Genomic DNA, 24,967 nt, shown 5'->3' on the forward strand with positions numbered 1-24,967 from the left:
CGGCACCGGGGCCGACCCTGGCCCGTCCCTGATATCTCCCCGGCGGCCCGCCCGGTGGCCGGGCCCCCTCGTCAGGGTCGGAATGGGGGCCGACCCTGATGACCGACCCGCCCCGGCGTGTGACGATCGGTCCATGCCCGCCGTGACCCGCCCGCCCGAGACCGACCCGCAGCCCCCCGTGCGCAAGCTCTACCGCAGCGCCGACGGGCGGATGCTGGGCGGTGTGGCGCGCGGCCTCGCCGGCCACCTGGGGCTGCCCGTCATCTGGGTCCGGCTGGTCTTCCTGGCCCTGTTCCTGGCCGACGGGTACGGCGTCCTGCTGTACGCCCTCTTCTGGATCGTCGTCCCGCTGGGCGTCGGCGGCCGGGCCCACCGGTCCTCCCTCTTCGCGACCGCGCCCGACGGCCGGCGCCGGCTGCGCAGACCGGACAAGGTCCAGACCACCGCCCTGATCGCCCTGCTGGTCGGCGGCGTGGCCTTCGTCAGCAACGTCAACGTGGCCGGCGACGGCAACCAGTACGTCTGGCCCACCCTGCTGGTCGGCCTGGGAGTGGTCCTGGTCTGGCGGCAGGTGGACAACGCCCGCCGCGCCCGCTGGACCGAGTACGGCCGCCGCAAGCGGCTGTTCCAGCTGGCCCGGGGACTGGCCGGGGTCGCCCTGGTCGGGATGGGCCTGACCGTCTTCATGGTGGTGCGCGGCTCCGCCGCCCAGCTCGGCACCGCGCTGACCGCGGCCGTGGCCGTCCTCGCCGGGATGGCGCTGCTCGCGGGGCCCTGGCTGGTGCGCATGACGCAGGACCTCTCCGAGGAGCGGACCATGCGCATCCGCGCCCAGGAGCGTGCCGAGGTCGCCGCCCACGTCCACGACTCCGTCCTGCACACCCTCACCCTGATCCAGCGCAACGCCGAGGACCCGGGCGAGGTGCGCCGCCTGGCCCGTGCCCAGGAGCGGGAGCTGCGCGACTGGCTGTACAAGCCGGACGGCATGGGCAGGGCGGGGGAGGAGGACGAGGAGCCCGGCACCCTGGCCGAGGCCGTCAAGCGGGCCGCCGCCGAGGTCGAGGACGAGCACGGCGTCCCCCTGGAGGTGGTCGTGGTCGGCGACTGCCCGCTCGACGAGAAGCTGGCCGCCCAGTCACAGGCAGCGCGTGAGGCGATGGTCAACGCCGCCAAGTACGGTGGCGGGGGCGGGGCCGTCCAGGTGTACGCGGAGGTCGAGGGGCGTACGGTCTTCGTCTCCGTACGGGACCGGGGGCCGGGCTTCGACCTCGACTCCGTACCGGCCGACCGGATGGGCGTCAGAGAATCGATCATCGGCCGGATGCAGCGCAACGGAGGCACCGCGCGGCTGCGGTCGGTGCCCGGGGAAGGCACCGAAGTGGAGCTGGAGATGGAGAGGGCGGACGGATGACCGAGGAAAGCACGGAACCGCGTCACGTGCGGGTGGTGCTCGTCGACGACCACCGGATGTTCCGCACCGGTGTGCAGGCCGAGATCGGCCGCACCGAGGAGACCGGCGTGGAAGTGGTGGGGGAGGCCGCCGACGTCGACCAGGCCGTGACCGTGATCACCGCCACCCGTCCCGAGGTGGTGCTCCTCGACGTCCATCTGCCGGGCGGCGGCGGGGTGGAGGTGCTGCGCCGCTGCGCGCCGCTGATGGGCGCGGCCCGCAACCCGGTTCGGTTCCTGGCCCTTTCGGTGTCGGACGCCGCCGAGGACGTCATCGGCGTCATCCGGGGCGGCGCCCGTGGCTACGTCACCAAGACGATCACGGGGAAGGACCTGGTCGACTCGGTCTTCCGGGTCCAGGACGGCGACGCCGTCTTCTCCCCCCGGCTGGCCGGATTCGTGCTGGACGCGTTCGCGTCGACCGACGCGCCGCCGGTCGACGAGGACCTGGACCGGCTCACCCAGCGCGAGCGCGAGGTGCTGCGGCTGATCGCACGCGGATACGCGTACAAGGAGATCGCCAAGCAGCTCTTCATCTCGGTGAAGACGGTCGAGTCGCACGTCTCGGCGGTGCTGCGCAAGCTCCAGCTCTCCAACCGGCACGAACTGACCCGGTGGGCGACCGCCCGTCGCCTCGTCTAGCGCCTCCCCGGGCCATGATGCAACCGGTACACATGACCTGCAACCTCTTCGAGCGTGGAACGCTCTGACCTTCCGTGATGAGTCTGACGGGTACCCCCTTCTTCGTGACGGCGATCGCGCTGGCCGTGGTTGCCGTCCTGCTGCCCCTCGCGCTGTGGAGCCGGGTGCGCGGACCGGCCCTGGTGCGCGGCGCCGTACGGCTGCTGATGCTGGGGTTCGCCCAGGCCACCGCGCTGCTCCTGGTCTTCGTGATGGTCAACAACAGCAACGCCCTCTACGACAGCTGGGGCGACCTGCTGGGCACCACCGACCACGTCGACACCGCACCCGACCTGGGCCGCGACGGCATGGGCGGGGTGCGGCTGGCCGAGCTGCCGAAGGCCCGGCAGAAGTTCCAGCCGGCCGAGGACCCGATCCTGGGCCCCGGGGTCCAGGTCACCAGGTTCGCCGGACGGGTCTCCGGCGTCAGCGCCGAGGTCTACGTCTGGCTGCCGCCGCAGTACGACGACCCCGCCTACCGGGACAAGAAGTTCCCGGTCGTCGAGGTCTTCCCCGGCTACCCCGGTTCCCCCAAGGCCTGGTTCGGCACCCTCAAGGCGCAGCAGCAGCTGCGGCCGATGATGGAGAGCGGCGAGATCGCCCCCTTCATCATCGTCGCCCCGCGCACCACGCTGATCGACGCCGACCACGGCTGCGCCAACATCCCGGGCCGGATCAACGCGGACACCTGGCTGAGCGTCGACGTCCGCAAGATGGTCATCGACACCTTCCGGGCCTCCGGCAGGGCCGACGGCTGGGCCGTGGCCGGCTACTCGGCCGGCGGCCACTGCGCCGCCAAACTCGCGCTCGCCCACCCCGACCGCTACCGCGCCGGAGTGAGCCTGTCCGGCTACAACGACCCGGCCGCCGAGAAGGCGTCACTGGCCGGGCGGGACCCGGAGCTGCGCCGCGCCAACAACCCGCTGGAGATCCTCAAGTCCGCCCCGGAGCCGCCGCGCACCGCCCTGTACCTCTCGGGCGCCAACGGCGACGGCCTCCAGTCGGGCCTGGCCCTGCGCGGCTACGCCCAGGCCCCGACGACGGTGAAGGTGGTCGAGGTGGCCGGCGCGCACGACACGGGCGTCTGGAAGCGGCAGGTCCCGGACGTCTTCCGCTGGCTGACCCGGTACGTGAAGCCGTAACCGGCAACCGGCCGGACCTGGCCGAGGGCGGGCGGACCCGCCCCGGTTAGGCTCCGGCCCATGGACGTACTCATCAATGTCTTCGTCGCCCTGCACATCATCGGTATCGCCTCCCTGCTGGGCGGCTTCCTCACCCAGATGAAGGCGATGGGCGCGGGTACGGCACGCTTCGTCCCCGCGATGCTGCACGGCGCCCTCACCATGCTGGTCACGGGGATCGCCCTGGTCGGCCTCAACCAGGCCGACGGCCAGACCGTGAACAACGTCAAGATCGGCGTGAAGCTCGCCCTGCTGGTCGTGATCCTGGCCCTGGTGTATGTGAAGCGGGACGAGGAGACGGTGGACAAGGGCGCCTTCGGCGCGGTCGGCGGCCTGACCGTGGTGAACATCCTCATCGCGACGCTCTGGACCTGACACCCGCACCGGCGCGTCGCTCAGGCGGGGCGCACGCTGCCGTGGACGGGCATGTAGTAGATCGACTCCTCACGGACATTGGCGCCCGGCGCCGGGGCGTGGATCATCATCCCGTCACCGAGGTAGATGCCGACGTGACGGATGTCGTCGTAGAAGAACACCAGGTCCCCGGGGCGCAGATCCTCCGTGTCCACGCGCGTGCCGACCCGCGCCTGCTCCCAGGCGGTGCGGGGCAGGTCGACGCCCGCCGCTTTCCAGGCCGCCTGGGTCAGCCCGGCGGAGTCGTACGAACTCGGGCCGGTCGCGCCCGAGACGTACGGCTTGCCGATCTGGGCGCGGGCGAAGGCGATGACCTTGTCGGCCTTGGCGACCCCGGCGGGCTTGTCGGGCGTGGCGGCCCCGGCCGGCCGGGCGCGGTCCTCGCCGGGGTGTTCCGGCTCCTGGTGCCGGTGGGCCTGGCCGGCGGCCCGCGTCGCGTCCCGGTGGCGGGCGCCTCGCGCCGGTCCTCGCTCCGGCCGGGCCGGGCGGGCGAGCTCCTCGGCGGCCAGCCGTGACAGCAGCGCGCGGGCCTCGGCCAGCTTGTGCTGCGCGGTCCGCTTGGTCACCCGCAGGGAGGCCGGTGAGGTGGTGAGCGCCTCCGTGCCCGCGACCGCTGCGTCCGGCCGGGCGGACACCGTCGCGGGCACCGCCCGAAGCGCCGGTACCGGCGCGGGAGGCTGCGCCGGGGCGACCGGGGCGACCGGGGCGACCGGGGCGACCGGGGCGACCGGGGCGACCAGGGCCGGGGCCTGGGCCAGTAGGGGGGCCTGCGCCGGTACCGGCGCGGGAGGCTGCGCCGGGGCGACCGGGGCCGGAACCAGTACCGGCGCGGGTGCCCGCCCGGTGGAGGACCGGGGGACGCCGGTGAGGCGCAGCGCCGTGGTCGGCGCGCCGGTCGGGGCTCCGGCCGCGCGCCGCTGCCGGTCGGGGGCCGGCCCGGCCGCGTCGTACGGCCGCGTCCCGCCCGTTCCGGCCTGCCGGTAGAGGTCCTCGACCTTCTTCCGTACCTCGTCGGCCGTCGGCCCGCCCTCGATGTCGCCGGCCTCGGCGGGCGTGACGGACATGGCGGACGCGCTCTGCGAGGACAGCAGGGTGACCGAGGCTATGGCTGCCGTCGTGACCCCGACGGCGGGGGCGTGGTTACGCAGGGTGGTGCGCGTGCGCGGCTTGCGATGCGACGCCAAGGCCGGCATCTCCTTCCGTGGACCGCCTACCGGGTTAGCTGTCGGGTTCGGGCGGAACGGAAGAAGTCGCCCTACGGCCGTCGCTGCTGCGTGCCGGCCGATTCACCCCGGTCGTGCGTGTGTGGGTCCCCGGTTCCGAACTTCCCTGCTGGGAAGCCGGATTCGGCGTGGACGGCCCGCTCGGCGTGGTTCACCGAAGAGGGTACGAGCCGCCTGGACGAGACGCTAGCCAAACTGTGGCGGTGCTGTGAAGGACGATGTTCGATATGCCGGATACATTTCCGTGACCTTGGCGTGATGTCGTTGTGCGGTAGCACACCGTGACGACGACGGAACGGCCACGGGTGTCAGTGGGGCGGCCTAGACTCGATAGGCGATGAGCAGCCTCTTTGACGACAGCTTCCTGGCGGGCCTCCGGAACCACACCGGAGAGGAGCCCCCGCCCCCCGAGGACTCCGAGGGACACGCCCCGGCCGCGGAGGAGGTCCCGCACGACCTCTTCGGGGACCGCTTCGACGTGCCCCCGGCCAGGGACTCCTACTACCGCGACGGCGCCCCGCGTCCCGTCGTGGACCCCGCCGCGCTGCTGGAGGGGCTGAACGAGCAGCAGCGCGCCGCCGTCGTGCACACCGGCTCACCCCTGCTCATCGTGGCCGGAGCCGGGTCCGGCAAGACCCGGGTGCTGACCCACCGCATCGCCCACCTGCTGGCCACCCGCCATGTGCACCCCGGCCAGATACTGGCGATCACCTTCACCAACAAGGCCGCCGGTGAGATGAAGGAGCGGGTCGAGCAGCTCGTCGGCCCGCGCGCCAACGCCATGTGGGTCATGACCTTCCACAGCGCGTGCGTCCGCATCCTGCGCCGCGAGTCGAAGAAGCTCGGCTTCACCTCGTCGTTCTCGATCTACGACGCCGCCGACTCCAAGCGTCTGATGGCGCTGGTCTGCCGGGACTTGGACCTCGACCCCAAGAAGTTCCCGCCGAAGTCCTTCAGCGCCAAGATCTCCAACCTCAAGAACGAGCTGATCGACGAGGAGGCCTTCGCCGACCAGGCCGCCGACGGCTTCGAGAAGACGCTCGCCGAGGCGTACCGGATGTACCAGGCGCGGCTCCGCGAGGCCAACGCCCTGGACTTCGACGACATCATCATGACCACGGTGCACCTGCTCCAGGCGTTCCCGGACGTCGCCGAGCACTACCGGCGCCGCTTCCGCCACGTCATGGTCGACGAGTACCAGGACACCAACCACGCCCAGTACACCCTCGTCCGCGAGCTGGTCGGCACCGGGTACGAGGACCTGGACCCCGCCGAGCTGTGCGTCGTCGGTGACGCCGACCAGTCGATCTACGCGTTCCGCGGCGCGACCATCCGCAACATCCTCCAGTTCGAGGAGGACTACCCGAACGCGACGACGATCCTGCTGGAGCAGAACTACCGCTCCACGCAGACGATCCTGTCCGCCGCCAACGCGGTGATCGAGCGCAACGAGAGCCGCCGCCCCAAGAACCTGTGGACCAACGCCGGCGAGGGCGCCCGCATCACCGGGTACGTGGCGGACACCGAGCACGACGAGGCGCAGTTCGTCGCGGACGAGATCGACCGGCTGACGGACGCGGGCGAGGCGAAGGCCGGCGACGTCGCCGTCTTCTACCGGACCAACGCCCAGTCCCGGGTCTTCGAGGAGATCTTCATCCGGGTCGGCCTGCCGTACAAGGTCGTCGGCGGCGTGCGCTTCTACGAGCGCAAGGAGGTCCGCGACGTCCTGGCGTACCTGCGCGTGTTGGCCAACCCCGAGGACACCGTCCCGCTGCGCCGGATCCTGAACGTGCCCAAGCGCGGTATCGGCGACCGCGCCGAAGCGATGATCGACGCCCTCTCGCTGCGCGAGAGGATCACCTTCCCGCAGGCGCTGCGGCGCGTCGACGAGGCGTACGGCATGGCGGCGCGCTCCGCCAACGCCGTGAAGCGGTTCAACGCGCTGATGGAGGAGCTGCGCACCGTCGTCGACTCGGGCGCGGGTCCGGCGGTGGTCCTGGAAGCGGTGCTGGAGCGCACCGGATACCTCGCCGAGCTCCAGGCGTCGACCGACCCGCAGGACGAGACCCGTATCGAGAACCTCCAGGAACTGGCCGCCGTGGCGCTGGAGTTCGAGCAGGGGCGGGCGGAGGAGGAGGGCTCGGGCACCCTGGCCGAGTTCCTGGAGCAGGTCGCCCTGGTCGCCGACTCCGACCAGATTCCCGACGAGGACGAGGAAGGCTCCGGTGTCATCACGCTGATGACCCTGCACACCGCCAAGGGCCTGGAGTTCCCGGTGGTGTTCCTGACGGGCTTGGAGGACGGTGTCTTCCCGCACATGCGCGCCCTGGGCCAGACCAAGGAGCTGGAGGAGGAGCGGCGCCTGGCGTACGTCGGCATCACGCGCGCCCGGGAGCGGCTCTACCTGACCAGGTCGTCCATGCGCAGCGCCTGGGGACAGCCCTCGTACAACCCGCCCTCCCGCTTCCTGGAGGAGATCCCCGCCTCGTACGTGGAGTGGAAGCGGACGGGCCGGATGGCCGCGCCGGCCGGCCCGACGTCCGGGATCGCGACCTCGCTCTCGTCGTCGCTGTCGTCCTCCCGGTCGCGGTCCGGCCCCTCGGGCTTCGCCACCCGGCGCACCACGGACAAGCCGGTGATCTCGCTGGCGGTCGGGGACCGGGTGACGCACGACCAGTTCGGCCTGGGCACCGTGATGGCGGTGACGGGGCACGGCGCGGACGCGCAGGCCACCATCGACTTCGGGGACGAGAAGCCGAAGCGCCTGCTGCTGCGGTACGCGCCGGTCGAGAAGCTGTAGCGAGAGAGACGGAAGCGGTAGCGGCGGCGTCCGGCCCGTGGGTCCACCACCCGCGGGCCCCTGCCCGTGAGCCTGCCCGCCCGTGAGCCTCCCCGCCATGGGGCGGCCGGTGGTGGCTCCGCCGGCCCGCGGGGTGCGGTCCTGGAGCGGTGTCAGCCCATGGGGTAGCAGCGCACTGGGGCGTGGCCCGTGGGTGTGTCAGCCCGTGGGGTCCACACCGTGGCTGCGCAGCCACGGCAGCGGGTCGATCGCCGCGCCGCCGCCGGGCCGTACCTCGAAGTGCAGGTGCGGTCCGGTGGAGTTGCCCGAGTTGCCGGAGTAGGCGATCACATCACCGGCCTTGACCTCGCCGGAGCGGATCTTGGTGCTGCTCAGGTGGCAGTACCAGGTCTCGGTGCCGTCCTTGGCGGTCACGATCGCCATGTTCCCGTAGGCGCTGTTCCACTGGGTGCGTACGGTGCCGTCGGTCGCGGCCATCACGGGCGTGCCGTACTGGACCGGGAAGTCGATGCCGGTGTGCAGGGACATCCAGTTGACGCCCGCCTGCCCGTAGTACGCGCTGAGCTGGTGGAGCTTGACGGGAAGCATGAACTTGGGGCGCATCGCCTCCCGGCGCGCGGCCTCTTCCTCACGCTTCTTGCGCTCCGCCTCCTGGCGCGCCTTCAGGTCGATGCGCTCCTGGGTGCGGCTGGCCCGGTCGCCGAAGTCGCGGGCGTCGGCGCTGAGCGCCGCGAGCTGGGTGTCCAGGGCGCTGTTGGCGACGACCGGCTGCACAACGCTGGCCGTATCGGCGGCGGTGACCGCCTTGCCGTCGTCCTTCTGCCCGGCGGCACCGTCGGTGAGACCGCTGACGGACGCGGCGGCGATACCGGCGACGCCCATGACGCAGGCCGACGGCACGGCCACGGTGAGCAGCGCGGAACGCTTGGCGGGGGTACGGCGACGGCCCCGGCTGCCGCCGGCGCGGCGGTTGGCGCGGGCGGCGGGCGCCGCCTCGTGCCCGGCACCGGCCTCCTCGTCGGACACGACCGGTGCGACCGCGGTTTCCGTGAACGCGGCCTCGGCGTCGGCTCCCTCGGGTTCGCCGTCGGCTCCGGCCGGATGCGACTCGGCGTGCGGGTCGGGGAATTGGTGCCCGGAAGCCGGGTAGTCGTACTGCTCCGGGACGGTGAACGTCTCGGTGGGCGCGTAGTGCCAGGCGGTGGCGTCATGGGCACCGGTGTCGAACGCGGACGTGGCCCACTCGCCGGTGGTGCCGTACCCGGTGGTCCGAGCCTGCCCTTCGGCCCGGTGCTGGGCGTCGGCCCGCACGTCGGCCTGGGCCTCGCTCCAGGCGGTGGCGTCCCACTGGCCGGTGTACTCGGAGTACTCGACGTATCCGGTGTCCCACTGCTGCGTGGTGGCGTACTGGCCGCCGTGGTCGGTGGCGTCCCCCGGCCGGCCGGTCCCGTGGCTCGCGTCGTACCCGGACCCGGCCGGGTAACCGGTCTGGTAACCGCCGGGAAGGGCGCCGAAGAGGGGGTCTGTCGCGAAGGTGCCGGTGTCGAGGCTGCCGGTGTCGAAACTGCCCGTGCTGTAGGCGTCGTCTCCGACGTACCCGGCGTGGGGGTGCTGGTCGTTCACCAACTTCTCTCTCGCCTCGGCAGCAGGACCAGTTCCGGGGCCGGCCCCGGAAGGGAGCCCCAGAGGGGGAAAGCAGTGGGCGCGACTGTACCCGGCGGTACGCGCAACCGACAATCTTCCGCGAGGTTTGGCTCTGCCTGAAACGGGCATTCGGCCGTCTTTCGCCGAAGTGTGTGCCGAGCCTTGGCTCTACGTTCGAGAGTTGTTCGAGTCCTTGTGGGTGAACGTCACGCCACGGACGCGGAACCGGTCGTTCCTGAGGGGGTGTCCCGGGGTGCGAGCGCCTGACGGATGGCGGAGGCGATCGCGGGATGGACCGGCAGGGCCAGATGGCCGATCCCGCTGACCCGTACGTTCTCCACCGTGAGGTCGGGGTGGTCGAGCCGGGCCGTCTCGACCGGGACCATCAACTGGTCCAGGTCGCTCCAGAAGCTGACGAAGCGGGTACGGCACTGCGGCGCTGGTTCGCCCAGCTCCCTCAGCAGGCTGGAGCCGGGCCGCATCTGCCGTACCAGCGGATGGGCGCCGGCGAACGGCGCGAAACTGGTGCCCGCGTGCGGGGTGCCGAGCGTCACCAGGACCCGCACCCTTCGGTCACCGCCCAGTCGCTGTGCGTAGTAGCGCCCGATCAGGCCGCCGAGACTGTGTCCGACGATGTCGACCTCGCGGTGCCCGGTGCGCGCGCAGATCTCCTCCACATGGCGGCCGAGCAGCTCGGCGGCGGTTCTGACGTCACAGGTGAGCGGGGAGTAGTTGAGCGATTCCAGGTGGTGGTGCCCGTTCCGGGCGAGGGAGCGGCGCAGCAGGACGAACACCGAGCGGTTGTCGCCGAAGCCGTGCAGCAGGACGACGGGCGGGTGGCTCAGGTCGGTGGGGACGGGGGGCCTGGTGAGGGTCCCGGCGGGCGTGCCCGTGTCGGCGTCGGTGAGCTGCGCCGGCACGGCGCCCCGGCGCTCCTGGACGATGCCGGTGGGGTAGAGGACCAGGTGACCGGCGAGGATCGCCAGCTCAAGAGCGGTGGCCTTCAGCAACGGGAGGGGCAGCGGCAGCGGCAACCGGAGCGGGAGGAGCGGCGAGAGCGAGCTGAAGGTCAGCACCCCGGTACCTCCGAACGGCATACGGGGGGCGGCTCTGCCCCCCGTATGCCCTCATGGGGCGCCGTATCGAGGGGTGGGGATGAGGCCGTACCACCGTCCCGCGCGGCTGGCGGCGCGGTGATACGACGACCTCGTTCGGCTCCCCTTTGCGATCGCCTCCGGGGACCAAGTGGCCCCTGATCCGGGGGACGACGCTCAGCGGATATGTCCCACGTGTGATTTCCCCCTCGCTGGCCACCGCGAAACGGCTGGTTGCGGGATGCTGTCGATAACGTTCGTTCACCTCCCCGGGCAAACAGGTACGGGGGACGCATGTGGAGGCACTGATGGGTGTGACCGGTCCGATCCGCGTGGTGGTGGCCAAGCCGGGTCTCGACGGCCACGATCGCGGGGCGAAGGTGATCGCGCGAGCGCTGCGTGACGCGGGTATGGAGGTCATCTACACCGGCCTCCACCAGACGCCGGAACAGATCGTGGACACGGCGATCCAGGAGGACGCGGACGCGATCGGGCTCTCGATCCTCTCCGGCGCGCACAACACGCTGTTCGCGAAGGTCCTGGACCTGCTGAGGGAGCGCGACGCGGAGGACATCAAGGTCTTCGGCGGCGGCATCATCCCGGACGCGGACATCGCGCCGCTGAAGGAGAAGGGCGTGGCGGAGATCTTCACGCCGGGCGCGACGACGGCGTCGATCGTGGACTGGGTCAACGCGAACGTCCGCCAGTCCGCCGGCGCCTAGCCCGCTGCTCCGGACGCCCCGCCGGACGGAGTGCGGCCGCGGCGCTGGGCGTGCCTGAGGCGCTGGGTGCGCCTGCGGGGCGGGCGTCCCTGAGGCGCTGGGTGCGGCTGCGGGGCGCGCGTCCCCGCGGGACCCGGCATCCCCGCCGGCCCTGGCATGCCTGCCGGACGAGCGCCGCTCCAGGAGGGAGCGTCCTTGCGGGACCGGGCGTCGTCGAGGCGCCGGGCGTCTCTGCCGGACCAAGCGTGCCTGCGGGTGTGGGCGCCGCTTCCGGACCCGGCGTCCTTGCCGGACCGGGCGTGCCTGCGGGTGTGGGCGCCGCCCCGGGAGCGTGCGTCCCTGCGGGGCCGGGCGGGCCGACTGGGCGCCCTGTGTCAGCCGGATCCGTCGCCGCTTCCAGGATCGGGCGCCTTGGCGGGACCCCGTAGTCCCGCCGGACGCGGTGTGCCTGCCGGACGGTCGCCGCTCCAGCTCCCGGTGTCCCTGCGGGACCTCCCTGCGGACCCGGCATCCCCGCCGGACCGGGCGTCCGGGAGTGGGCGCCGGCCCGGGAGAGGGTGTCTCCGAGCACGACCGGGCGTCCCTGCGGGGCCGGGCGTGCCTGCGGGAGCGGGTACCGGTCCGCGCCGGTCGCCGGCCGTGCCCGGGCGGCCGTACCTCCCGGCCCGGCAGCCGGTCCCCGGGCCGGGAGGTACGGCCGGGATCCGGGGCCGGGTGTCAGCCCGCGGGTGCCGGGCCGAGCTCCGTTCGTATCGCTTCGCGCAGCCGAAGTGTCGCCACCAGCCGGCGGAACGCCTCCGACCAGTACCCGCCCGCCCCCGGTGACGCGCCCTCGGGTTCGTCGGGGAGCGCGGTGAGGAGTTCCAGGCGGGCCGCCTCACCGGGGTCCAGGCACCGCTCGGCCAGGCCCATCACGCCGCTGAAGCTCCACGGGTAGCTCCCCGCGTCACGGGCGATGTCCAGCGCGTCGACCACGGCGCGGCCGAGCGGTTCCGCCCAGGGCACCGCGCAGACGCCCAGCAACTGGAAGGCTTCCGTCAGGCCGTGAGCGGCGATGAACCCGGCCACCCAACCGGCCCGTTCACCGGCCGGCAGCACCGACAGCAGCTTGGACCGTTCGGCGAGCGAGGAGGTGCAGGGGCCCGTCGCCGGGGGCGTGGAGGGCGGTCCGAGCAACGCGCGGGCCCATGCGGCGTCCCGCTGCCGTACCGCCGCCCGGCACCAGGCGGCGTGCAGCTCGCCGCGCCAGTCGTCGGCGACCGGCAGGGCCACGATCTCCTCGGGGGCACGGCCGCCGAACCGGGCCGGCCAGACGGTGAGCGGCGCGGCCTCCACCACCTGGCCGAGCCACCAGGACCGCTCACCGCGCCCGGCGGGGGCGTTGGGCACGACACCATCGCGCTGCATGGCCGCGTCGCACTCGTGCGGTGCCTCCACGGTGATCGCCGCACCGCCCCCTGTGAGGTCGGGGCCCACGCAGCTCACCGCGCGCCCGGCCATCCGGGCGGCGAGCGCCGAGTGCGGCAGGGCGGACAGCAGCTCGGCCGCCGTGGCGCGGACGTTGCGGCTGCGGTCGCCGAGCGCCTGTTCCAGGAAGGGTTCGTCCGCGTCGGAGAGCCCGTCGCGCAGCGAGTCCAGGAACATCAGCCGGTCCTCGGCCCGTTCGGTGGACCAGGTGGAGCGGAGCAGGTCCAGCGCGGCGGCCGGGTCGTGGGCGCGCACGGCGGACAGCAGGGCGACCCGTTCGGCGAACAGGCCCTCGTCCCACAGGCGCCGCACGGCGTCGGCGTCGTCCGGCGCGGGCAGCGTGACGCCGCCGGACCCGCCGCGCAGGGCGAACTTCCACTCCGGGTTGAGCCGGGCGAGCCACAGCCCGCGCGGCCCGGCGAAGGTGAGTGCCTGCGTCCGCAGGTCGGTGCGGGCGCGGGCGGCGTCCAGCAGGGCGGGCAGGACGGCCGCCGGTGGCCGGTAGCCGTGCTGGTTGGCCGTGGCCAGCCATTGCGGGAGCAGCTCGGTGAGGTCGGGTGTCGCCCCGCGCCGGCCGCCGCCCTGAGCGGGGCCCGAGCGGTCGGCGAGCAGTTGGACGAGCCGGCGCCCGGCCGGTTCGGGCAGTGCGGGCCGCTCGTCGGGCGGCGCCGGCGCGGGCCGCTCGGCGGCGGGCGCGGGGAGCAGCCCGGCCCTGCGCCGTACGGTGTGCAGCGCGGCCGCGTCCAACAGGGCGGCGGGCGCGTCCTTCCCGGGCGCGGCGGCCATGACGCCGGCGTCCGGAGCCCGCCGGTCGGTGCCCAGGAGTGCCGTGGTGACGAGCTCTTCCCAGGGTGTCGTGGTCATCGGGGTCCTCCGTACGTGTCAGGTGAGCGGGACCGTCCCGGACGTGTCGGCCGCCCAGGCGGTGAGCGGGTCGAAGCCGCGGTGACCGCACTCCCCGAAGACGGTGACGGGGCCGCCGCCGGACAGGGCGACCAGCCGCCACAGCCCTGGCCGGGTGAGCGCCGCCGGGGCCAGCGGCAGCGCGTTGCCGCCGTCCGCGTCCGCCAGCTGCCAGCAGCCGTCCCCCGACGGCACGGGTATGACCTCGGTCAGGGTCACCGGCCAGGAGTCCAGCCAGGGGTCCTCGCGCAGTGCCGCGCCGTACGCGCTGAGCGCGTCGGTGACCGGTCCGCCCGGGGGCGGGGTGCCGAGCGCGACCGGTACGGTGAACCGCTCGCCCAGCTCCGCGCGCAGCTGCCCGGCCCCCGGGTGGCGGGTGACCTCCGCCTCGACGACCGTCCCCACCGGCAGCGCCAGTTGGGGCGCGCGGCCGGCCGCGCCGAAGGACAGCAGCAGGGCCGTGCGCCGGCTCGCCCGCCCGTGCAGCCAGACGCGGCGGGTGGTGAGCTTGCCGTCCGACGTGTCGTACTGGGCCAGCACCGCCCAGTGGTCCCGTACCGCCGGGCCTTCGGCGGGCGCGGTCAGCCCGACCCGGGTGCGGACCGTCGCCGCCAGTGGATCCGGCAGCCGCTCGACACCCAGCCACACCTGGTCCAACAGGTGTGTCAGGGCGCACTCCTCCAACAGCCGCGCCGGCCAGCCCGGCCCCGAGCCCGGGATCGCCCCGAGCTCCCTGACCCGGCCGGCCAGGCCGGGTGCCTGCGCGTCCACCATCCGGGCCGCGGTCTCCTCCCACAGCCCGTACCCCGACCGGTCGGCCCCGGCCAGCCCGCCGCGCAGCAGGTCGGCCAGCCGCTGCTCCAACTCCCGCGCGCCCGCGGTGATCCTGGCCGCGCGCCGCTCGGCCCTCCGCCGGGCCGCCTCCGGGTCACCGCCTCCCGCGGAGGCCGCGGCGCCCGCGCCCGCGCCTTCCGTCCCCGCCGCGCGCCGCCGCCGCCCCGCCAGCCACTGCTCGACCCAATCGGGCGCCTCGCAGCCGCGCACCGTCTCCTCGTCCGCCGCCCAGAGGAGCAGCAGCCCCAGCGCGTGCTTGCACGGGAACTTCCGGCTCGGGCAACTGCACTTGTAGGCGGGCCCCGTGGTGTCGACGACCGTCTGGTACGGCTTGGTGCCGCTGCCCTTGCACAGCCCCCAGACGACCCCCGCGCCGGTGCTGCCCGCGTCCGACCACGGCCCGGCCGTGCCGAGTTTGCTGCCCGCTTTGCGTGAGGCGGCGTCAGGAGCCAGGGCCAGCACCTGTTCCGCCGTCCAGCGCACCCCCTGCTGATTCATGGGAACGACGGTACGACCCGGCACTGACAATCGCCCTGACGTGTGGATTCCCCCCGGGAGTGGCCAATTGGCTTTACGTTGTCTTTACTGTGGTGATCAGTGCGTCACCACATCCCTCTGGGGGGAACCATGAACCGCTTCAGCCGCTCCGTCGTGTCCGTACTCGCCGTCGGCGGGCTCGCCTTCGGCCTCGGCGCCTGCTCCGTCGCCGAGGAGGCCGCGAAGCAGGCCGAGAAGGAAGTGAACGAACCGTACGAGGTCACGTACGAGATCACCGGGAAGGGCATCGACTCGATCGACTACCACACCGACAACGGCGGCGCGGCCAAGCCGAAGGTGGAGACGGTGCGCAAGCCCACGCTCCCCTGGACGAAGACGGTGAAGCTCCGTGGCCTGCTGCCGCCCGGTGTCATCCCGGTCGCGGCCGACCCGGACGGCGTCGAGATGACCTGCAAGATCATTTACCAGGGCAAGGTCATCGAGGAGTCGTCCGCCAAGGGGATGGCCGCCGCGACCGGCTGCATCGCCACCTCACCGGTCGCCGGCTGACCGGCAACTGCCCCGCCGACGCGGCCGTTTCCGCTCCTGCCTGCGGAAACGGCCGATTGTCAGTGGCATGGTGCACGGTGGTTCCCACACCCGGTCGCACACGATCAGGAGGGGGAACCATGACCGTGCCCGAAACCACCCGAGCCACCCCGGACACCGGTGGCTCCACCGGCGCCGAGGCCCTGCGGCCGCATGCCGAGGACGCCTTCGCCGATGAGCTCGCGGCGCTCGCCGCCGCCGACGACCGGCCGCGGCCGGCCCGCTGGCGACTGTCGCCCTGGGCCGTCGCCACCTACCTGCTCGGCGGCACCCTGCCCGACGGCACCGTCATCACACCGAAGTACGTGGGGCCGCGCCGGATCGTCGAGGTCGCCGTCACCACGCTGGCCACCGACCGGGCGCTGCTCCTCCTCGGCGTGCCCGGCACCGCCAAGACCTGGGTGTCCGAGCACCTCGCGGCGGCCGTCAGCGGTGACTCGACGCTGCTCGTCCAGGGCACGGCCGGTACTCCCGAGGAGGCCATCCGGTACGGCTGGAACTACGCCCAGCTGCTCGCCCACGGCCCCAGCCGCGACGCCCTGGTGCCCAGCCCCGTCATGCGCGCCATGGCGGAGGGGATGACCGCCCGGGTCGAGGAGCTCACCCGCATCCCCGCCGATGTCCAGGACACCCTGATCACGATCCTGTCCGAGAAGACCCTGCCCATCCCGGAGCTGGGCCAGGAGGTCCAGGCGGTCCGGGGCTTCAACCTCATCGCCACCGCCAACGACCGCGACCGCGGGGTCAACGACCTGTCCAGCGCGCTGCGCCGCCGCTTCAACACCGTCGTCCTGCCCCTGCCCGCGACCCCGGACGCCGAGGTGGACATCGTCTCCCGGCGCGTCGACCAACTGGGGCGCTCGCTCGACCTGCCGTCCGCGCCCGAGGGCGTCGACGAGATCCGCCGCGTCGTGACCGTCTTCCGCGAACTGCGCGACGGTGTCACCACCGACGGCCGCACCAAGCTGAAGTCGCCCTCCGGCACGCTGTCCACGGCCGAGGCGATCTCGGTCGTCACCAATGGCCTGGCCCTCGCCGCGCACTTCGGCGACGGGGTGCTGCGCCCCGGCGACGTGGCGGCCGGCATCCTCGGCGCGGTCGTCCGCGACCCGGCCGCCGACCGGGTCGTCTGGCAGGAGTACCTGGAGACCGTGGTCCGCGAGCGGGACGGCTGGAAGGACTTCTACCGCGCCTGCCGGGAGGTATCGGTGTGACCGGACCCCTGCTGCTGGGCGTGCGCCACCACGGCCCCGGTTCGGCCCGTGCGGTACGGGCCGCGCTGGAGGCGGCCCGGCCCCGGGCCGTCCTCATCGAGGGACCGCCCGAAGGGGACGCGCTGCTGCCGCTCGCCGCCGACGAGCGGATGAGACCGCCGGTCGCCCTGCTCGCGCACGCGGTGGACGACCCGGGCCGGGCCGCCTTCTGGCCGCTGGCGGACTTCTCACCCGAGTGGGTCGCCCTCCGCTGGGCGCTCGACCGGGGCGTCCCCGTCCGCTTCATCGACCTGCCCGCCATCCACTCGCTGGCCATGGCGGCCGATCCCACCTGGGGCGACGAGGAGGACGAGTTCGACGGGGGCGAGCCGGACACCGGGCGGCACGGACTGCGCGTCGACCCCCTGGCGGTGCTCGCCCGGACCGCCGGATACGACGACCCCGAGCGCTGGTGGGAGGACGTCGTCGAACACCGCGGCGGCGGCGGTGACGGCACGGCCGACCCGCTGGCGCCGTTCACCGAACTCGCCGGCGCCATGGCGGCGCTGCGCGAGACCTACGGCCACGGCGGGCACGACCGCGACCTGATCCGCGAGGCCCACATGCGCCTCCAGCTGCGCGCCGCGCGCAAGGAGCACGGAGACGACGTGGCCGTCGTCTGTGGCGCCTGGCACGTGCCCGCGCTCCAGGCGAAGACGGGTGTCACCGCCGACCGGGCGCTGCTCAAGGGCCTGCCCAAGGTCAAGGCCGAGACGACCTGGGTGCCCTGGACCCACCGCAGGCTGGCGCGGCACAGCGGTTACGGCGCGGGCATCGACTCGCCCGGCTGGTACGGGCACCTGTTCAGCGCTCCCGACCGGCCGGTCGAGCGGTGGCTGACCAAGGTCGCCGGGCTGCTGCGGGAGGAGGACCGGATCGTCTCCTCCGCGCACGTCATCGAGGCCGTGCGGCTCGCCGACACGCTCGCCGCGATGCGCGGCCGGCCGCTCGCCGGGCTGACCGAGACGACCGACGCCGTACGGGCGGTGATGTGCGAAGGCTCCGACGTGCCACTCGCGCTGATCAGGGACCGGCTGGTCATCGGCGACGTGCTGGGCGAGGTGCCCGACACGGCACCGGCCGTGCCGCTGCAACGCGACCTGGCCCGGCACCAGCGCACCCTGCGCCTCAAACCCGAGGCGCTGGAGCGGGAACTCGACCTGGACCTGCGCAAGGAGACGGACGCGGCGCGCAGCCGGCTGCTGCACCGGCTGCGGCTGCTCGGCATCGGCTGGGGCGAACCGGCCGCCGGGCGCGGCGGCACCGGCACGTTCCGGGAGAGCTGGCGGCTGCGCTGGGAACCGGAGCTGTACGTGCGGGTGGCCGAGGCGGGCGTCTGGGGCACCACGGTGCTCGCCGCGGCCACCGCCAAAGCCGAGTCCCAGGCCCAGGCCGCGACCGCGCTCGGCGAGGTCACCGCGCTGGCCGAGCGGTGCCTGCTGGCCGAACTGCCCGACGCGCTGCCCGTGGTGATGAAGGCGCTCGCCGACCGGGCCGCGCTCGACGCGGACGTCGGCCACCTGGCCCAGGCGCTGCCCGCGCTGGCCCGCTCCCTGCGGTACGGGGACGTGCGGGGCACCGACACGGCCGCGCTCGGCGAGGTGGCGACCGGGCTGGCGCTGCGGATCTGCGTCGGCCTGCCGCCCGCCTGCACGGGGCTCGACGCGGACGGCGCCGCCGAGATGCGCGGCCACCTGGACGGCGTCCACACCGCGATACGGCTCCTCCCTGCCGCTGAGGGTGCCCCGGAGGCGCCGGACGTCCCACAGGCCCCGGACGTCCCGGACCCGGAGGGCACCCAGAAGGCGAAGGGCACGGGGCGCGCCCGGGACGACGTGCCGGGCGGGCGGGACGCGCGGGGTGTCGCCGGCCGGTGGGCCGCCGTCCTGCGCGGTCTCGCCGACCGGGACACCGTGCCGGGGGTGATTCGCGGGCGGGCCGCCCGGCTGCTGCTGGACGACGGGCGGCTCACCGAGGACGAGGCCGCCCGGCTGATGGGGCTCGCCCTGTCCCCGGGCACGCCGCCCGCCGAAGCGGCCGCCTGGGTCGAGGGGTTCGTCGGCGCGGCGGCGGCCCCCGGCGGATCCGGGGCGGCCGGGGGCGGCATGCTCCTGGTCCACGACGAGCGGTTGCTCGGCCTGGTGGACGCGTGGCTGACCGGCGTGCCCGCCGAGGCGTTCACCGACGTGCTGCCGCTGCTGCGGCGGACCTTCTCGGCGTACGAACCAGGAGTGCGGCGCGCGCTGGGCGAGCTGGTCCGGCGCGGACCGGCGGCCGGGACCGGCCCGGCGGGGAGCGGGGAGGCGGGGGCGCCCGGCTTCGGGCCGGGACTGGACGAGGCCCGCGCGGACGCGGTGCTGCCACTGCTGCGGCTGCTGCTGGGCGCCGGCGGGCAGGGCGAACACGACGACCTGGTGGGAGCGGGACGATGAGTGAGGACGAGCGGCTGCGGCGCTGGCGCATGGTGCTGGGCGGGGGAGCGGCCGACGGCACCGGACACGTGCCGGCCGGAACCGACGCCGCGATGGACGGCGCGCTGAGCGCGCTGTACGGCGGGGGCGGGATGCCGGGCCGGGACGGGCGGGACCGTTCGGCGGGGCTCGGCGCGTCGGCGCCGTCCGTCGCCCGCTGGCTCGGCGACATCCGCACGTACTTCCCCAGTTCCGTCGTCCAGGTGATGCAGCGAGACGCCATCGACCGGCTCGGGCTCTCGGCGCTGCTGCTGGAACCGGAGATGCTGGAGGCCGTCGAGGCCGATGTGCACCTCGTCGGGACCCTGCTCTCGCTGAACAAGGCGATGCCCGAGACGACGAAGGAGACCGCCCGGGCCGTCGTCCGCAAGGTGGTCGAGGACCTGGAGAAGCGGCTCGCCACCCGCACCCGCGCCACCCTCACCGGCGCACTGGACCGCAGCGCGCGGATCAACCGGCCGCGCCACCACGACATCGACTGGAACCGCACCATCCGGGCGAACCTGAAGAACTACCTCCCGGAGTACGGCACGGTCGTGCCCGAGCGGCTGATCGGCTACGGGCGTGCCTCGCAGTCCGTCAAGAAGGACGTGGTGCTCTGCATCGACCAGTCCGGCTCCATGGCGGCGTCGGTGGTGTACGCGTCGGTCTTCGGCGCGGTCCTGGCCTCAATGAGGTCCATCACCACCCGGCTCGTGGTCTTCGACACCGCCGTGGTCGACCTCACCGACCAGCTGGACGACCCCGTCGACGTCCTCTTCGGCACCCAGCTCGGCGGTGGCACCGACATCAACCGCGCCCTGGCCTACTGCCAGGAGCAGATCACCCGTCCGGCCGACACCGTCGTCGTACTGATCAGTGACCTGTACGAGGGCGGCATACGGGACGGCATGCTGAAGCGGGTCGCGGCGATGAAGGCCTCCGGCGTCCAGTTCGTGGCCCTGCTCGCCCTCTCCGACGAGGGCGCCCCGGCATACGACCGCGAGCACGCCGCCGCGCTGGCGGCGCTGGGTGCTCCGGCGTTCGCCTGCACCCCCGACCTCTTTCCGGAGGTGATGGCGGCAGCCGTCGAGAAGCGACCGTTGCCGGTGCCGGACACGGCGCTGCCTCACTAGGACGGGACTCGCGCGCCCGTGACACCACCCTCCCGGCCGGATGCCGGATGCCGGATGGCCGAGGGCCCCGGCGCCCCGGCCGGGGCGCGAGGGCGGACGCCCAGCCGTTCGCCGGCTGTGCGGGGGCGTGGCGGTGTGGGAGTGGGGTGGCGCGGGCCCGGGCCTTCGCGACTGGCCTCGCCGGCACCGCGCGGCCGGTCGTGCGGGTCGTGCCCGGCCGCGTCCGGCCGGCGGTGCGGGGGCCGCGCGTGGCACCACCGGGATGGCGTACCGGGTGACGGCCGAGGTGCGGCCCGCTCGCCCGGAGGTGCCGGCGAGGCGGGCCCGGGCAGGTGGGGGACCGTCTCCTGGCCACGTCGGCATCCAGCCGCCCCGCCGCGCGGCGGGGCGGCGACGCCGTCACCGCCGGGGTGGCGGGACGGCGGGGCGCGGTCGGCGCCCGGTCACCCGGACCGGCTCCGCCACGGCGGCCGGGACACGGCGGCCGGGACACGGCCCGGGAGGGCGGGCACCGGCCGGCGCGCGCAATCCGTGGGACACCGGAGTCCGCGCGTCCCGGCCACCGGCGGTAACCGGCCGGTGGCTGTGACAGGTATCACCGCTCCGGTGTGATCTGTGATTTAGGGACCTCGGTCCCACGGGGATAACCTGCGAGACGGACATGCCGCGTCCACGGACACCGTGTACGCCTCCCTTGTGACAGCGCAGTCACGTTGCCCTTCGCGGCACGCCCACGCAGACAACGAACCGCGATCACCAGAAAAGGGACGGACGCGCGTGGACCTGTTCGAGTACCAGGCGAGGGATCTCTTCGCCAAGCACGGTGTACCGGTGCTGGCCGGTGAAGTCATCGACACGCCTGAGGCGGCGCGCGAGGCCACCGAGCGACTGGGCGGCAAGTCGGTCGTCAAGGCGCAGGTGAAGGTCGGCGGCCGTGGCAAGGCCGGTGGCGTCAAGCTGGCCGCCACGCCGGACGAGGCCGTCGCTCGCGCGACGGACATCCTCGGCATGGACATCAAGGGCCACACGGTCCACAAGGTGATGATCGCCGAGACCGCGCCCGAGATCGCCGAGGAGTACTACGTCTCGTACCTCCTCGACCGCACCAACCGCACCTTCCTGGCCATGGCGTCGGTCCAGGGCGGCATGGACATCGAGGAGGTCGCGGAGAAGACCCCCGAGGCCCTCGCGAAGGTCCCGGTCGACTCCAACGAGGGCGTCACCGTCGAGAAGGCCCGTGAGATCGTCGCCCAGGCGAAGTTCCCGGCCGAGGTCGCCGACCAGGTCGCCGACATCCTGGTGACCCTGTGGAAGACCTTCGTCGCCGAGGACGCCCTCCTCGTCGAGGTCAACCCGCTGGCCAAGGTCGCCGACGGGCGCGTCATCGCGCTCGACGGCAAGGTCTCGCTGGACGAGAACGCCGAGTTCCGCCAGCCGGGCCACGAGGAGTTCGTGGACCACGCCGCGGCCAACCCGCTCGAGGCTGCCGCCAAGGCCAAGAACCTCAACTACGTCAAGCTCGACGGCGAGGTCGGCATCATCGGCAACGGTGCCGGTCTGGTCATGTCGACCCTGGACGTCGTCGCCTACGCCGGTGAGGCCCACGGCGGCGTGAAGCCGGCCAACTTCCTCGACATCGGCGGCGGCGCCTCCGCCGAGGTCATGGCGAACGGCCTGGAGATCATCCTCGGCGACCCGGACGTCAAGTCCGTCTTCGTCAACGTCTTCGGTGGCATCACCGCCTGCGACGAGGTCGCCAACGGCATCGTCCAGGCCCTGGAGCTCCTCAAGAGCAAGGGCGAGGACGTCACCAAGCCGCTGGTCGTGCGCCTCGACGGCAACAACGCGGAGCTGGGTCGCAAGATCCTGTCGGACGCCAACCACCCGCTGGTGCAGCGCGTGGACACCATGGACGGCGCGGCCGACAAGGCCGCCGAGCTCGCGGCTGCGAAGTAAGGGACGAGGTCAGAAACACATGGCTATCTTCCTGACCAAGGAAAGCAAGGTCATCGTCCAGGGCATGACCGGTGCCACGGGCATGAAGCACACCAAGCTCATGCTGGGTGACGGCACCAACATCGTCGGTGGCGTGAACCCGCGCAAGGCGGGCACGTCCGTCGACTTCGACGGCACCGAGGTCCCCGTCTTCGGCTCCGTCAAGGAGGCGATGGAGAAGACCGGCGCCGACGTCTCGGTCCTGTTCGTGCCGCCGGCCTTCGCCAAGGCCGCCGTCGTCGAGGCCATCGACGCCGAGATCCCGCTGGCCGTCGTCATCACCGAGGGCATCGCCGTCCACGACTCCGCCGCCTTCTGGGCGTACGCGAAGGCCAAGGGCAACAAGACCCGGATCATCGGCCCGAACTGCCCCGGTCTCATCACGCCGGGCCAGTCCAACGCCGGCATCATCCCGGGCGACATCACCAAGCCGGGCCGCATCGGTCTGGTGTCGAAGTCCGGCACGCTGACCTACCAGATGATGTACGAGCTGCGTGACATCGGCTTCTCGTCGGCCGTCGGCATCGGTGGCGACCCGGTCATCGGCACGACCCACATCGACGCCCTGGAGGCCTTCGAGGCCGACCCCGAGACCGAGCTGATCGTGATGATCGGTGAGATCGGTGGTGACGCCGAGGAGCGGGCGGCCGACTTCATCAAGGCCAACGTCACCAAGCCGGTCGTCGGCTACGTCGCGGGCTTCACCGCCCCCGAGGGCAAGACGATGGGCCACGCCGGTGCGATCGTGTCGGGTTCCTCCGGCACCGCGCAGGCGAAGAAGGAGGCCCTGGAGGCCGCGGGCGTCAAGGTCGGCAAGACCCCGACCGAGACGGCCAAGCTGGCGCGCGCCATCCTCGCCGGCTGAACTGACCGACGGGCGAACGGGCCCGCCCCCGGACTTCCGGGGGCGGGCCCGTTCCGTTCACACCGACCGGCCCCCGGCGCTCGCCGTCGGCACCCGCTCCCGGCACCCGTCCCCGGCCGTCGGCACCCGCCCCCGGGCACCACCCGCTCCCCGGGCAGCCCGGGCACGGCCCGCCCGCTCCTGCGCGGGCGCCGGGCGAAGTCCCGGGCGGACAGCCGGGTGGCCTCCGGCGCCCGGTCAGCGGCTGTCCGGCACCAGGCGTCCCGGGCCGGTGACCGGCTCGGCGCGCAGCCGCTCGCGCAGCGCCTCGTCCTGTGGGGTCAGCCGTTCCGGACCGCTCAGGACCGGGACGCCCGCGACCGCCTGGCCGGGCGCGAGCGGCGGCTCGTACCGCGTCGGCGCGGTGGCCAGCGTGAACGCGGTCGAGGTGACGATGAGCGCGGTCAGCGCGACCGCCGCCCGGGTGCGCAGTCCGGCACGGCGCTCACAGCCGGTGCGTACGGTGCCGGGCGGGGCGAGCACCAGGGGGGGACCGCCGGCCAGCAGCGCGGCCAGCCGTTCCTGGAGCTCCTCCGGGCCGCTCAGGTCCGGGAGCCGCTCGATCAGGGCCTCCCGGGCGTGCAGCAGGCGGCTCGCGGTGGCCGGGGTGCTCGCCTCGGTCTCGGCCGCGGTGTCGGGCAGGTCCAGGCCCAGCCCGTCGTAGAGGACCAGGGTGCGCCGGTACACCGGTGGCAGGTCCAGCACCGCGTCCCGCAACGTCTGCGCCGCGCGGTCGGTCGACGAGCCGTCGGGGTGGCGGTGGGCGCGGCGCATCCGGTGCCAGGGCGACAGGGCGTACTCGTGCACCGCGGCCCGTACCCACCCGGCCGGGTCGCGGTCGACCGCCACCTGCGGCCAGCGCTGCCAGGCCAGGTGGAAGGCGTACTCGACGGCCTCCCGCGCCAGCCGGCGCCGCCCGGTGAGCAGGTACGCCTGCTGTACGAGGACGGGGGCGGCGTACGTGTAGAGCGCGTCGAACGCCTCGACGGGCGTGGCGGGGCCTCCCGCCGCCTCCGCGACCCCGATGGGGGTGTGGGCCCGGGGGAGTCCGCGCTGCGGCGGTGTCCGCCGCGGCGGGTGCTGCCCGCGCGTCCGCTGCGGTGAGCGCCGGGCCCGTGTCCGCCGCGGCCCGCGCGGCCCCGCTCCCGTCCGCCCGTAGGGCGGCGCGTCCGGTGCCGGGGCGGGAGGCGGCTCCTGGGCAGCCTCGTCGGACACCCCCTGGGACCACCCCGGCGCGGGCCGGGACACCGGCGACGGACGGGGCTCGGAGAGCCCCGGCCATCCCCGCCGGCTCCGGGGCGCGGAGGTGGCGCCGGGCGCCCCGCTGTCTGGCCCCTCGACGCCGCCGACTCCGGAGCGGTCCGCCTCCCGGTCCGCCGGTTCCCGTCCTGCCGGCGTGAGCAGCCTGGCGTACGCCTCGCGCTTGCGTCCTCGTGGCGTCGTACGCCCGCTCTCCCAGGACCGGACCGTCGCCCGCGTGACCCCGAGCGCCTCGGCGAGCTGGTCCTCGCTCATCGACCGCGCCTCACGCAGCCGCCGCCGTTCCTTGGGGGAGGGCAGCGGGGGCGCGGGCCGGACAGGGGTGCGCTGGCTCATGGGCGAACCCCCGGGGCGCTGCACTCGGCATAAAAGTACATAACCGTATATTGGCCGACACAACGGCCATTCGCCTGTTACTTCGGGAAAGCGTGTGTCGTTGGCAGCATGGCGCCGTGACCCAGACGACCGATC

At 73.6% G+C, this 24,967-nt stretch carries 18 protein-coding genes and 1 riboswitch; of the genes, 12 read left to right on the forward strand and 6 right to left on the reverse strand.

The features are described from left to right. Positions 1-133 precede the first annotated feature (133 nt). From AB0H53_RS16150 to AB0H53_RS16165, 4 genes are all read left to right on the forward strand, one after another. A complete protein-coding gene (locus AB0H53_RS16150; protein WP_362112604.1) occupies positions 134-1,411 on the forward strand; it encodes a PspC domain-containing protein in 1,278 nt (425 codons plus the stop codon). After that, positions 1,408-2,091: a response regulator transcription factor gene (locus AB0H53_RS16155; RefSeq protein ID WP_362112606.1), complete on the forward strand. Its 684-nt coding sequence runs from the start codon at positions 1,408-1,410 to the stop codon at positions 2,089-2,091. Before AB0H53_RS16150 ends, AB0H53_RS16155 begins: the two co-directional genes overlap by 4 nt. A gap of 77 nt (positions 2,092-2,168) precedes the next feature. Beyond that, positions 2,169-3,272: an alpha/beta hydrolase-fold protein gene (locus tag AB0H53_RS16160; protein WP_362112609.1), complete on the forward strand. Its 1,104-nt coding sequence runs from the start codon at positions 2,169-2,171 to the stop codon at positions 3,270-3,272. Positions 3,273-3,332: 60 nt separating this feature from the next. Continuing rightward, on the forward strand, positions 3,333-3,686 hold the full coding sequence (locus AB0H53_RS16165; RefSeq protein WP_362112612.1) for a hypothetical protein: 354 nt from the start codon (positions 3,333-3,335) through the stop codon (positions 3,684-3,686). A gap of 20 nt (positions 3,687-3,706) precedes the next feature. On the opposite strand, the gene AB0H53_RS16170 is transcribed toward AB0H53_RS16165, so the two are convergent. Continuing rightward, positions 3,707-4,918 (reverse strand): C40 family peptidase, encoded by a 1,212-nt coding sequence (locus AB0H53_RS16170; RefSeq protein WP_362112615.1) that lies wholly within the window; start codon positions 4,916-4,918, stop codon positions 3,707-3,709. Then, positions 4,917-5,087, reverse strand: a riboswitch (cyclic di-AMP (ydaO/yuaA leader). (Overlaps the previous gene by 2 nt.) Before the next feature lie 198 nt (positions 5,088-5,285). Here AB0H53_RS16170 and pcrA point away from each other — a divergent pair. Continuing rightward, the gene (gene pcrA / locus AB0H53_RS16175) at positions 5,286-7,748 is read left to right on the forward strand and encodes a DNA helicase PcrA (RefSeq protein ID WP_362112618.1); all 2,463 of its coding nucleotides are present in this window, start codon (positions 5,286-5,288) and stop codon (positions 7,746-7,748) included. Between the two features lie 198 nt (positions 7,749-7,946). Here the strand turns inward: pcrA and AB0H53_RS16180 are convergent, their stop codons facing one another. Together AB0H53_RS16180 and AB0H53_RS16185 are read right to left on the reverse strand one after the other, a co-directional pair. Next, positions 7,947-9,371, reverse strand: a complete 1,425-nt coding sequence (locus AB0H53_RS16180; RefSeq protein WP_362112620.1) for a M23 family metallopeptidase — start codon at positions 9,369-9,371, stop codon at positions 7,947-7,949. Between the two features lie 227 nt (positions 9,372-9,598). Next, positions 9,599-10,489 carry an alpha/beta fold hydrolase gene (locus tag AB0H53_RS16185; protein WP_362112623.1) on the reverse strand — a complete coding sequence of 297 codons (891 nt, stop codon included), beginning with the start codon at positions 10,487-10,489 and terminating at the stop codon, positions 9,599-9,601. A gap of 305 nt (positions 10,490-10,794) precedes the next feature. On the opposite strand from AB0H53_RS16185, the gene AB0H53_RS16190 reads away from it, so the two are divergent. After that, positions 10,795-11,208, forward strand: coding sequence for a cobalamin B12-binding domain-containing protein (locus AB0H53_RS16190; protein ID WP_362112626.1), 414 nt, complete (start codon positions 10,795-10,797; stop codon positions 11,206-11,208). Between the two features lie 717 nt (positions 11,209-11,925). Here the strand turns inward: AB0H53_RS16190 and AB0H53_RS16195 are convergent. Together AB0H53_RS16195 and AB0H53_RS16200 are read right to left on the reverse strand one after the other, a co-directional pair. After that, positions 11,926-13,539: a DUF5691 domain-containing protein gene (locus tag AB0H53_RS16195; protein WP_362112629.1), complete on the reverse strand. Its 1,614-nt coding sequence runs from the start codon at positions 13,537-13,539 to the stop codon at positions 11,926-11,928. Positions 13,540-13,557: 18 nt separating this feature from the next. Next, complete coding sequence (locus tag AB0H53_RS16200; RefSeq protein WP_362112632.1) at positions 13,558-14,910, reverse strand: SWIM zinc finger family protein; 1,353 nt, start codon at positions 14,908-14,910, stop codon at positions 13,558-13,560. Between the two features lie 129 nt (positions 14,911-15,039). Here AB0H53_RS16200 and AB0H53_RS16205 point away from each other — a divergent pair, with 129 nt between their 5' ends. The 6 genes from AB0H53_RS16205 to sucD all read left to right on the forward strand — a co-directional run bounded on the left by AB0H53_RS16205 (position 15,040) and on the right by sucD (position 23,197). Continuing rightward, positions 15,040-15,459: an MmpS family transport accessory protein gene (locus AB0H53_RS16205; RefSeq protein ID WP_362112635.1), complete on the forward strand. Its 420-nt coding sequence runs from the start codon at positions 15,040-15,042 to the stop codon at positions 15,457-15,459. A 119-nt stretch (positions 15,460-15,578) separates the two neighbouring features. Beyond that, positions 15,579-16,712 (forward strand): AAA family ATPase, encoded by a 1,134-nt coding sequence (locus AB0H53_RS16210; protein WP_362112638.1) that lies wholly within the window; start codon positions 15,579-15,581, stop codon positions 16,710-16,712. After that, positions 16,709-19,183: a DUF5682 family protein gene (locus AB0H53_RS16215; protein ID WP_362112641.1), complete on the forward strand. Its 2,475-nt coding sequence runs from the start codon at positions 16,709-16,711 to the stop codon at positions 19,181-19,183. Before AB0H53_RS16210 ends, AB0H53_RS16215 begins: the two co-directional genes overlap by 4 nt. Beyond that, positions 19,180-20,337 carry a VWA domain-containing protein gene (locus AB0H53_RS16220; protein ID WP_362112645.1) on the forward strand — a complete coding sequence of 386 codons (1,158 nt, stop codon included), beginning with the start codon at positions 19,180-19,182 and terminating at the stop codon, positions 20,335-20,337. Before AB0H53_RS16215 ends, AB0H53_RS16220 begins: the two co-directional genes overlap by 4 nt. A 777-nt stretch (positions 20,338-21,114) precedes the next feature. Beyond that, on the forward strand, positions 21,115-22,293 hold the full coding sequence (gene sucC / locus AB0H53_RS16225; protein ID WP_362112648.1) for an ADP-forming succinate--CoA ligase subunit beta: 1,179 nt from the start codon (positions 21,115-21,117) through the stop codon (positions 22,291-22,293). A 19-nt stretch (positions 22,294-22,312) separates the two neighbouring features. Beyond that, entirely contained in the window at positions 22,313-23,197 is an 885-nt protein-coding gene (sucD, locus tag AB0H53_RS16230) for a succinate--CoA ligase subunit alpha (protein ID WP_362112651.1), read from the forward strand. Positions 23,198-23,434: 237 nt separating this feature from the next. Here sucD and AB0H53_RS16235 read toward each other — a convergent pair whose 3' ends face one another. Beyond that, complete coding sequence (locus AB0H53_RS16235; protein WP_362112654.1) at positions 23,435-24,832, reverse strand: helix-turn-helix domain-containing protein; 1,398 nt, start codon at positions 24,830-24,832, stop codon at positions 23,435-23,437. Between the last annotated feature and the right edge of the window lie 135 nt (positions 24,833-24,967).

Origin of the sequence: Streptomyces sp. NPDC050856, from assembly GCF_040653855.1 — a bacterium.
In the GTDB taxonomy this organism is placed as follows: domain Bacteria; phylum Actinomycetota; class Actinomycetes; order Streptomycetales; family Streptomycetaceae; genus Streptomyces.

What these genes read in the sequence shown, in the direction of transcription:
- AB0H53_RS16150 (WP_362112604.1), top strand. Translation starts at nt 134, where the DNA reads ATGCCCGCCGTGACCCGCCCGCCCGAGACCGACCCGCAGCCCCCCGTG.
- AB0H53_RS16155 (WP_362112606.1), top strand. Translation starts at nt 1,408, where the DNA reads ATGACCGAGGAAAGCACGGAACCGCGTCACGTGCGGGTGGTGCTCGTC.
- AB0H53_RS16160 (WP_362112609.1), top strand. Translation starts at nt 2,169, where the DNA reads ATGAGTCTGACGGGTACCCCCTTCTTCGTGACGGCGATCGCGCTGGCC.
- AB0H53_RS16165 (WP_362112612.1), top strand. Translation starts at nt 3,333, where the DNA reads ATGGACGTACTCATCAATGTCTTCGTCGCCCTGCACATCATCGGTATC.
- AB0H53_RS16170 (WP_362112615.1), bottom strand. Translation starts at nt 4,918, where the DNA reads ATGCCGGCCTTGGCGTCGCATCGCAAGCCGCGCACGCGCACCACCCTG.
- pcrA (WP_362112618.1), top strand. Translation starts at nt 5,286, where the DNA reads ATGAGCAGCCTCTTTGACGACAGCTTCCTGGCGGGCCTCCGGAACCAC.
- AB0H53_RS16185 (WP_362112623.1), bottom strand. Translation starts at nt 10,489, where the DNA reads ATGCCGTTCGGAGGTACCGGGGTGCTGACCTTCAGCTCGCTCTCGCCG.
- AB0H53_RS16190 (WP_362112626.1), top strand. Translation starts at nt 10,795, where the DNA reads ATGGGTGTGACCGGTCCGATCCGCGTGGTGGTGGCCAAGCCGGGTCTC.
- AB0H53_RS16195 (WP_362112629.1), bottom strand. Translation starts at nt 13,539, where the DNA reads ATGACCACGACACCCTGGGAAGAGCTCGTCACCACGGCACTCCTGGGC.
- AB0H53_RS16200 (WP_362112632.1), bottom strand. Translation starts at nt 14,910, where the DNA reads ATGAATCAGCAGGGGGTGCGCTGGACGGCGGAACAGGTGCTGGCCCTG.
- AB0H53_RS16205 (WP_362112635.1), top strand. Translation starts at nt 15,040, where the DNA reads ATGAACCGCTTCAGCCGCTCCGTCGTGTCCGTACTCGCCGTCGGCGGG.
- AB0H53_RS16210 (WP_362112638.1), top strand. Translation starts at nt 15,579, where the DNA reads ATGACCGTGCCCGAAACCACCCGAGCCACCCCGGACACCGGTGGCTCC.
- AB0H53_RS16220 (WP_362112645.1), top strand. Translation starts at nt 19,180, where the DNA reads ATGAGTGAGGACGAGCGGCTGCGGCGCTGGCGCATGGTGCTGGGCGGG.
- sucD (WP_362112651.1), top strand. Translation starts at nt 22,313, where the DNA reads ATGGCTATCTTCCTGACCAAGGAAAGCAAGGTCATCGTCCAGGGCATG.
- AB0H53_RS16235 (WP_362112654.1), bottom strand. Translation starts at nt 24,832, where the DNA reads ATGAGCCAGCGCACCCCTGTCCGGCCCGCGCCCCCGCTGCCCTCCCCC.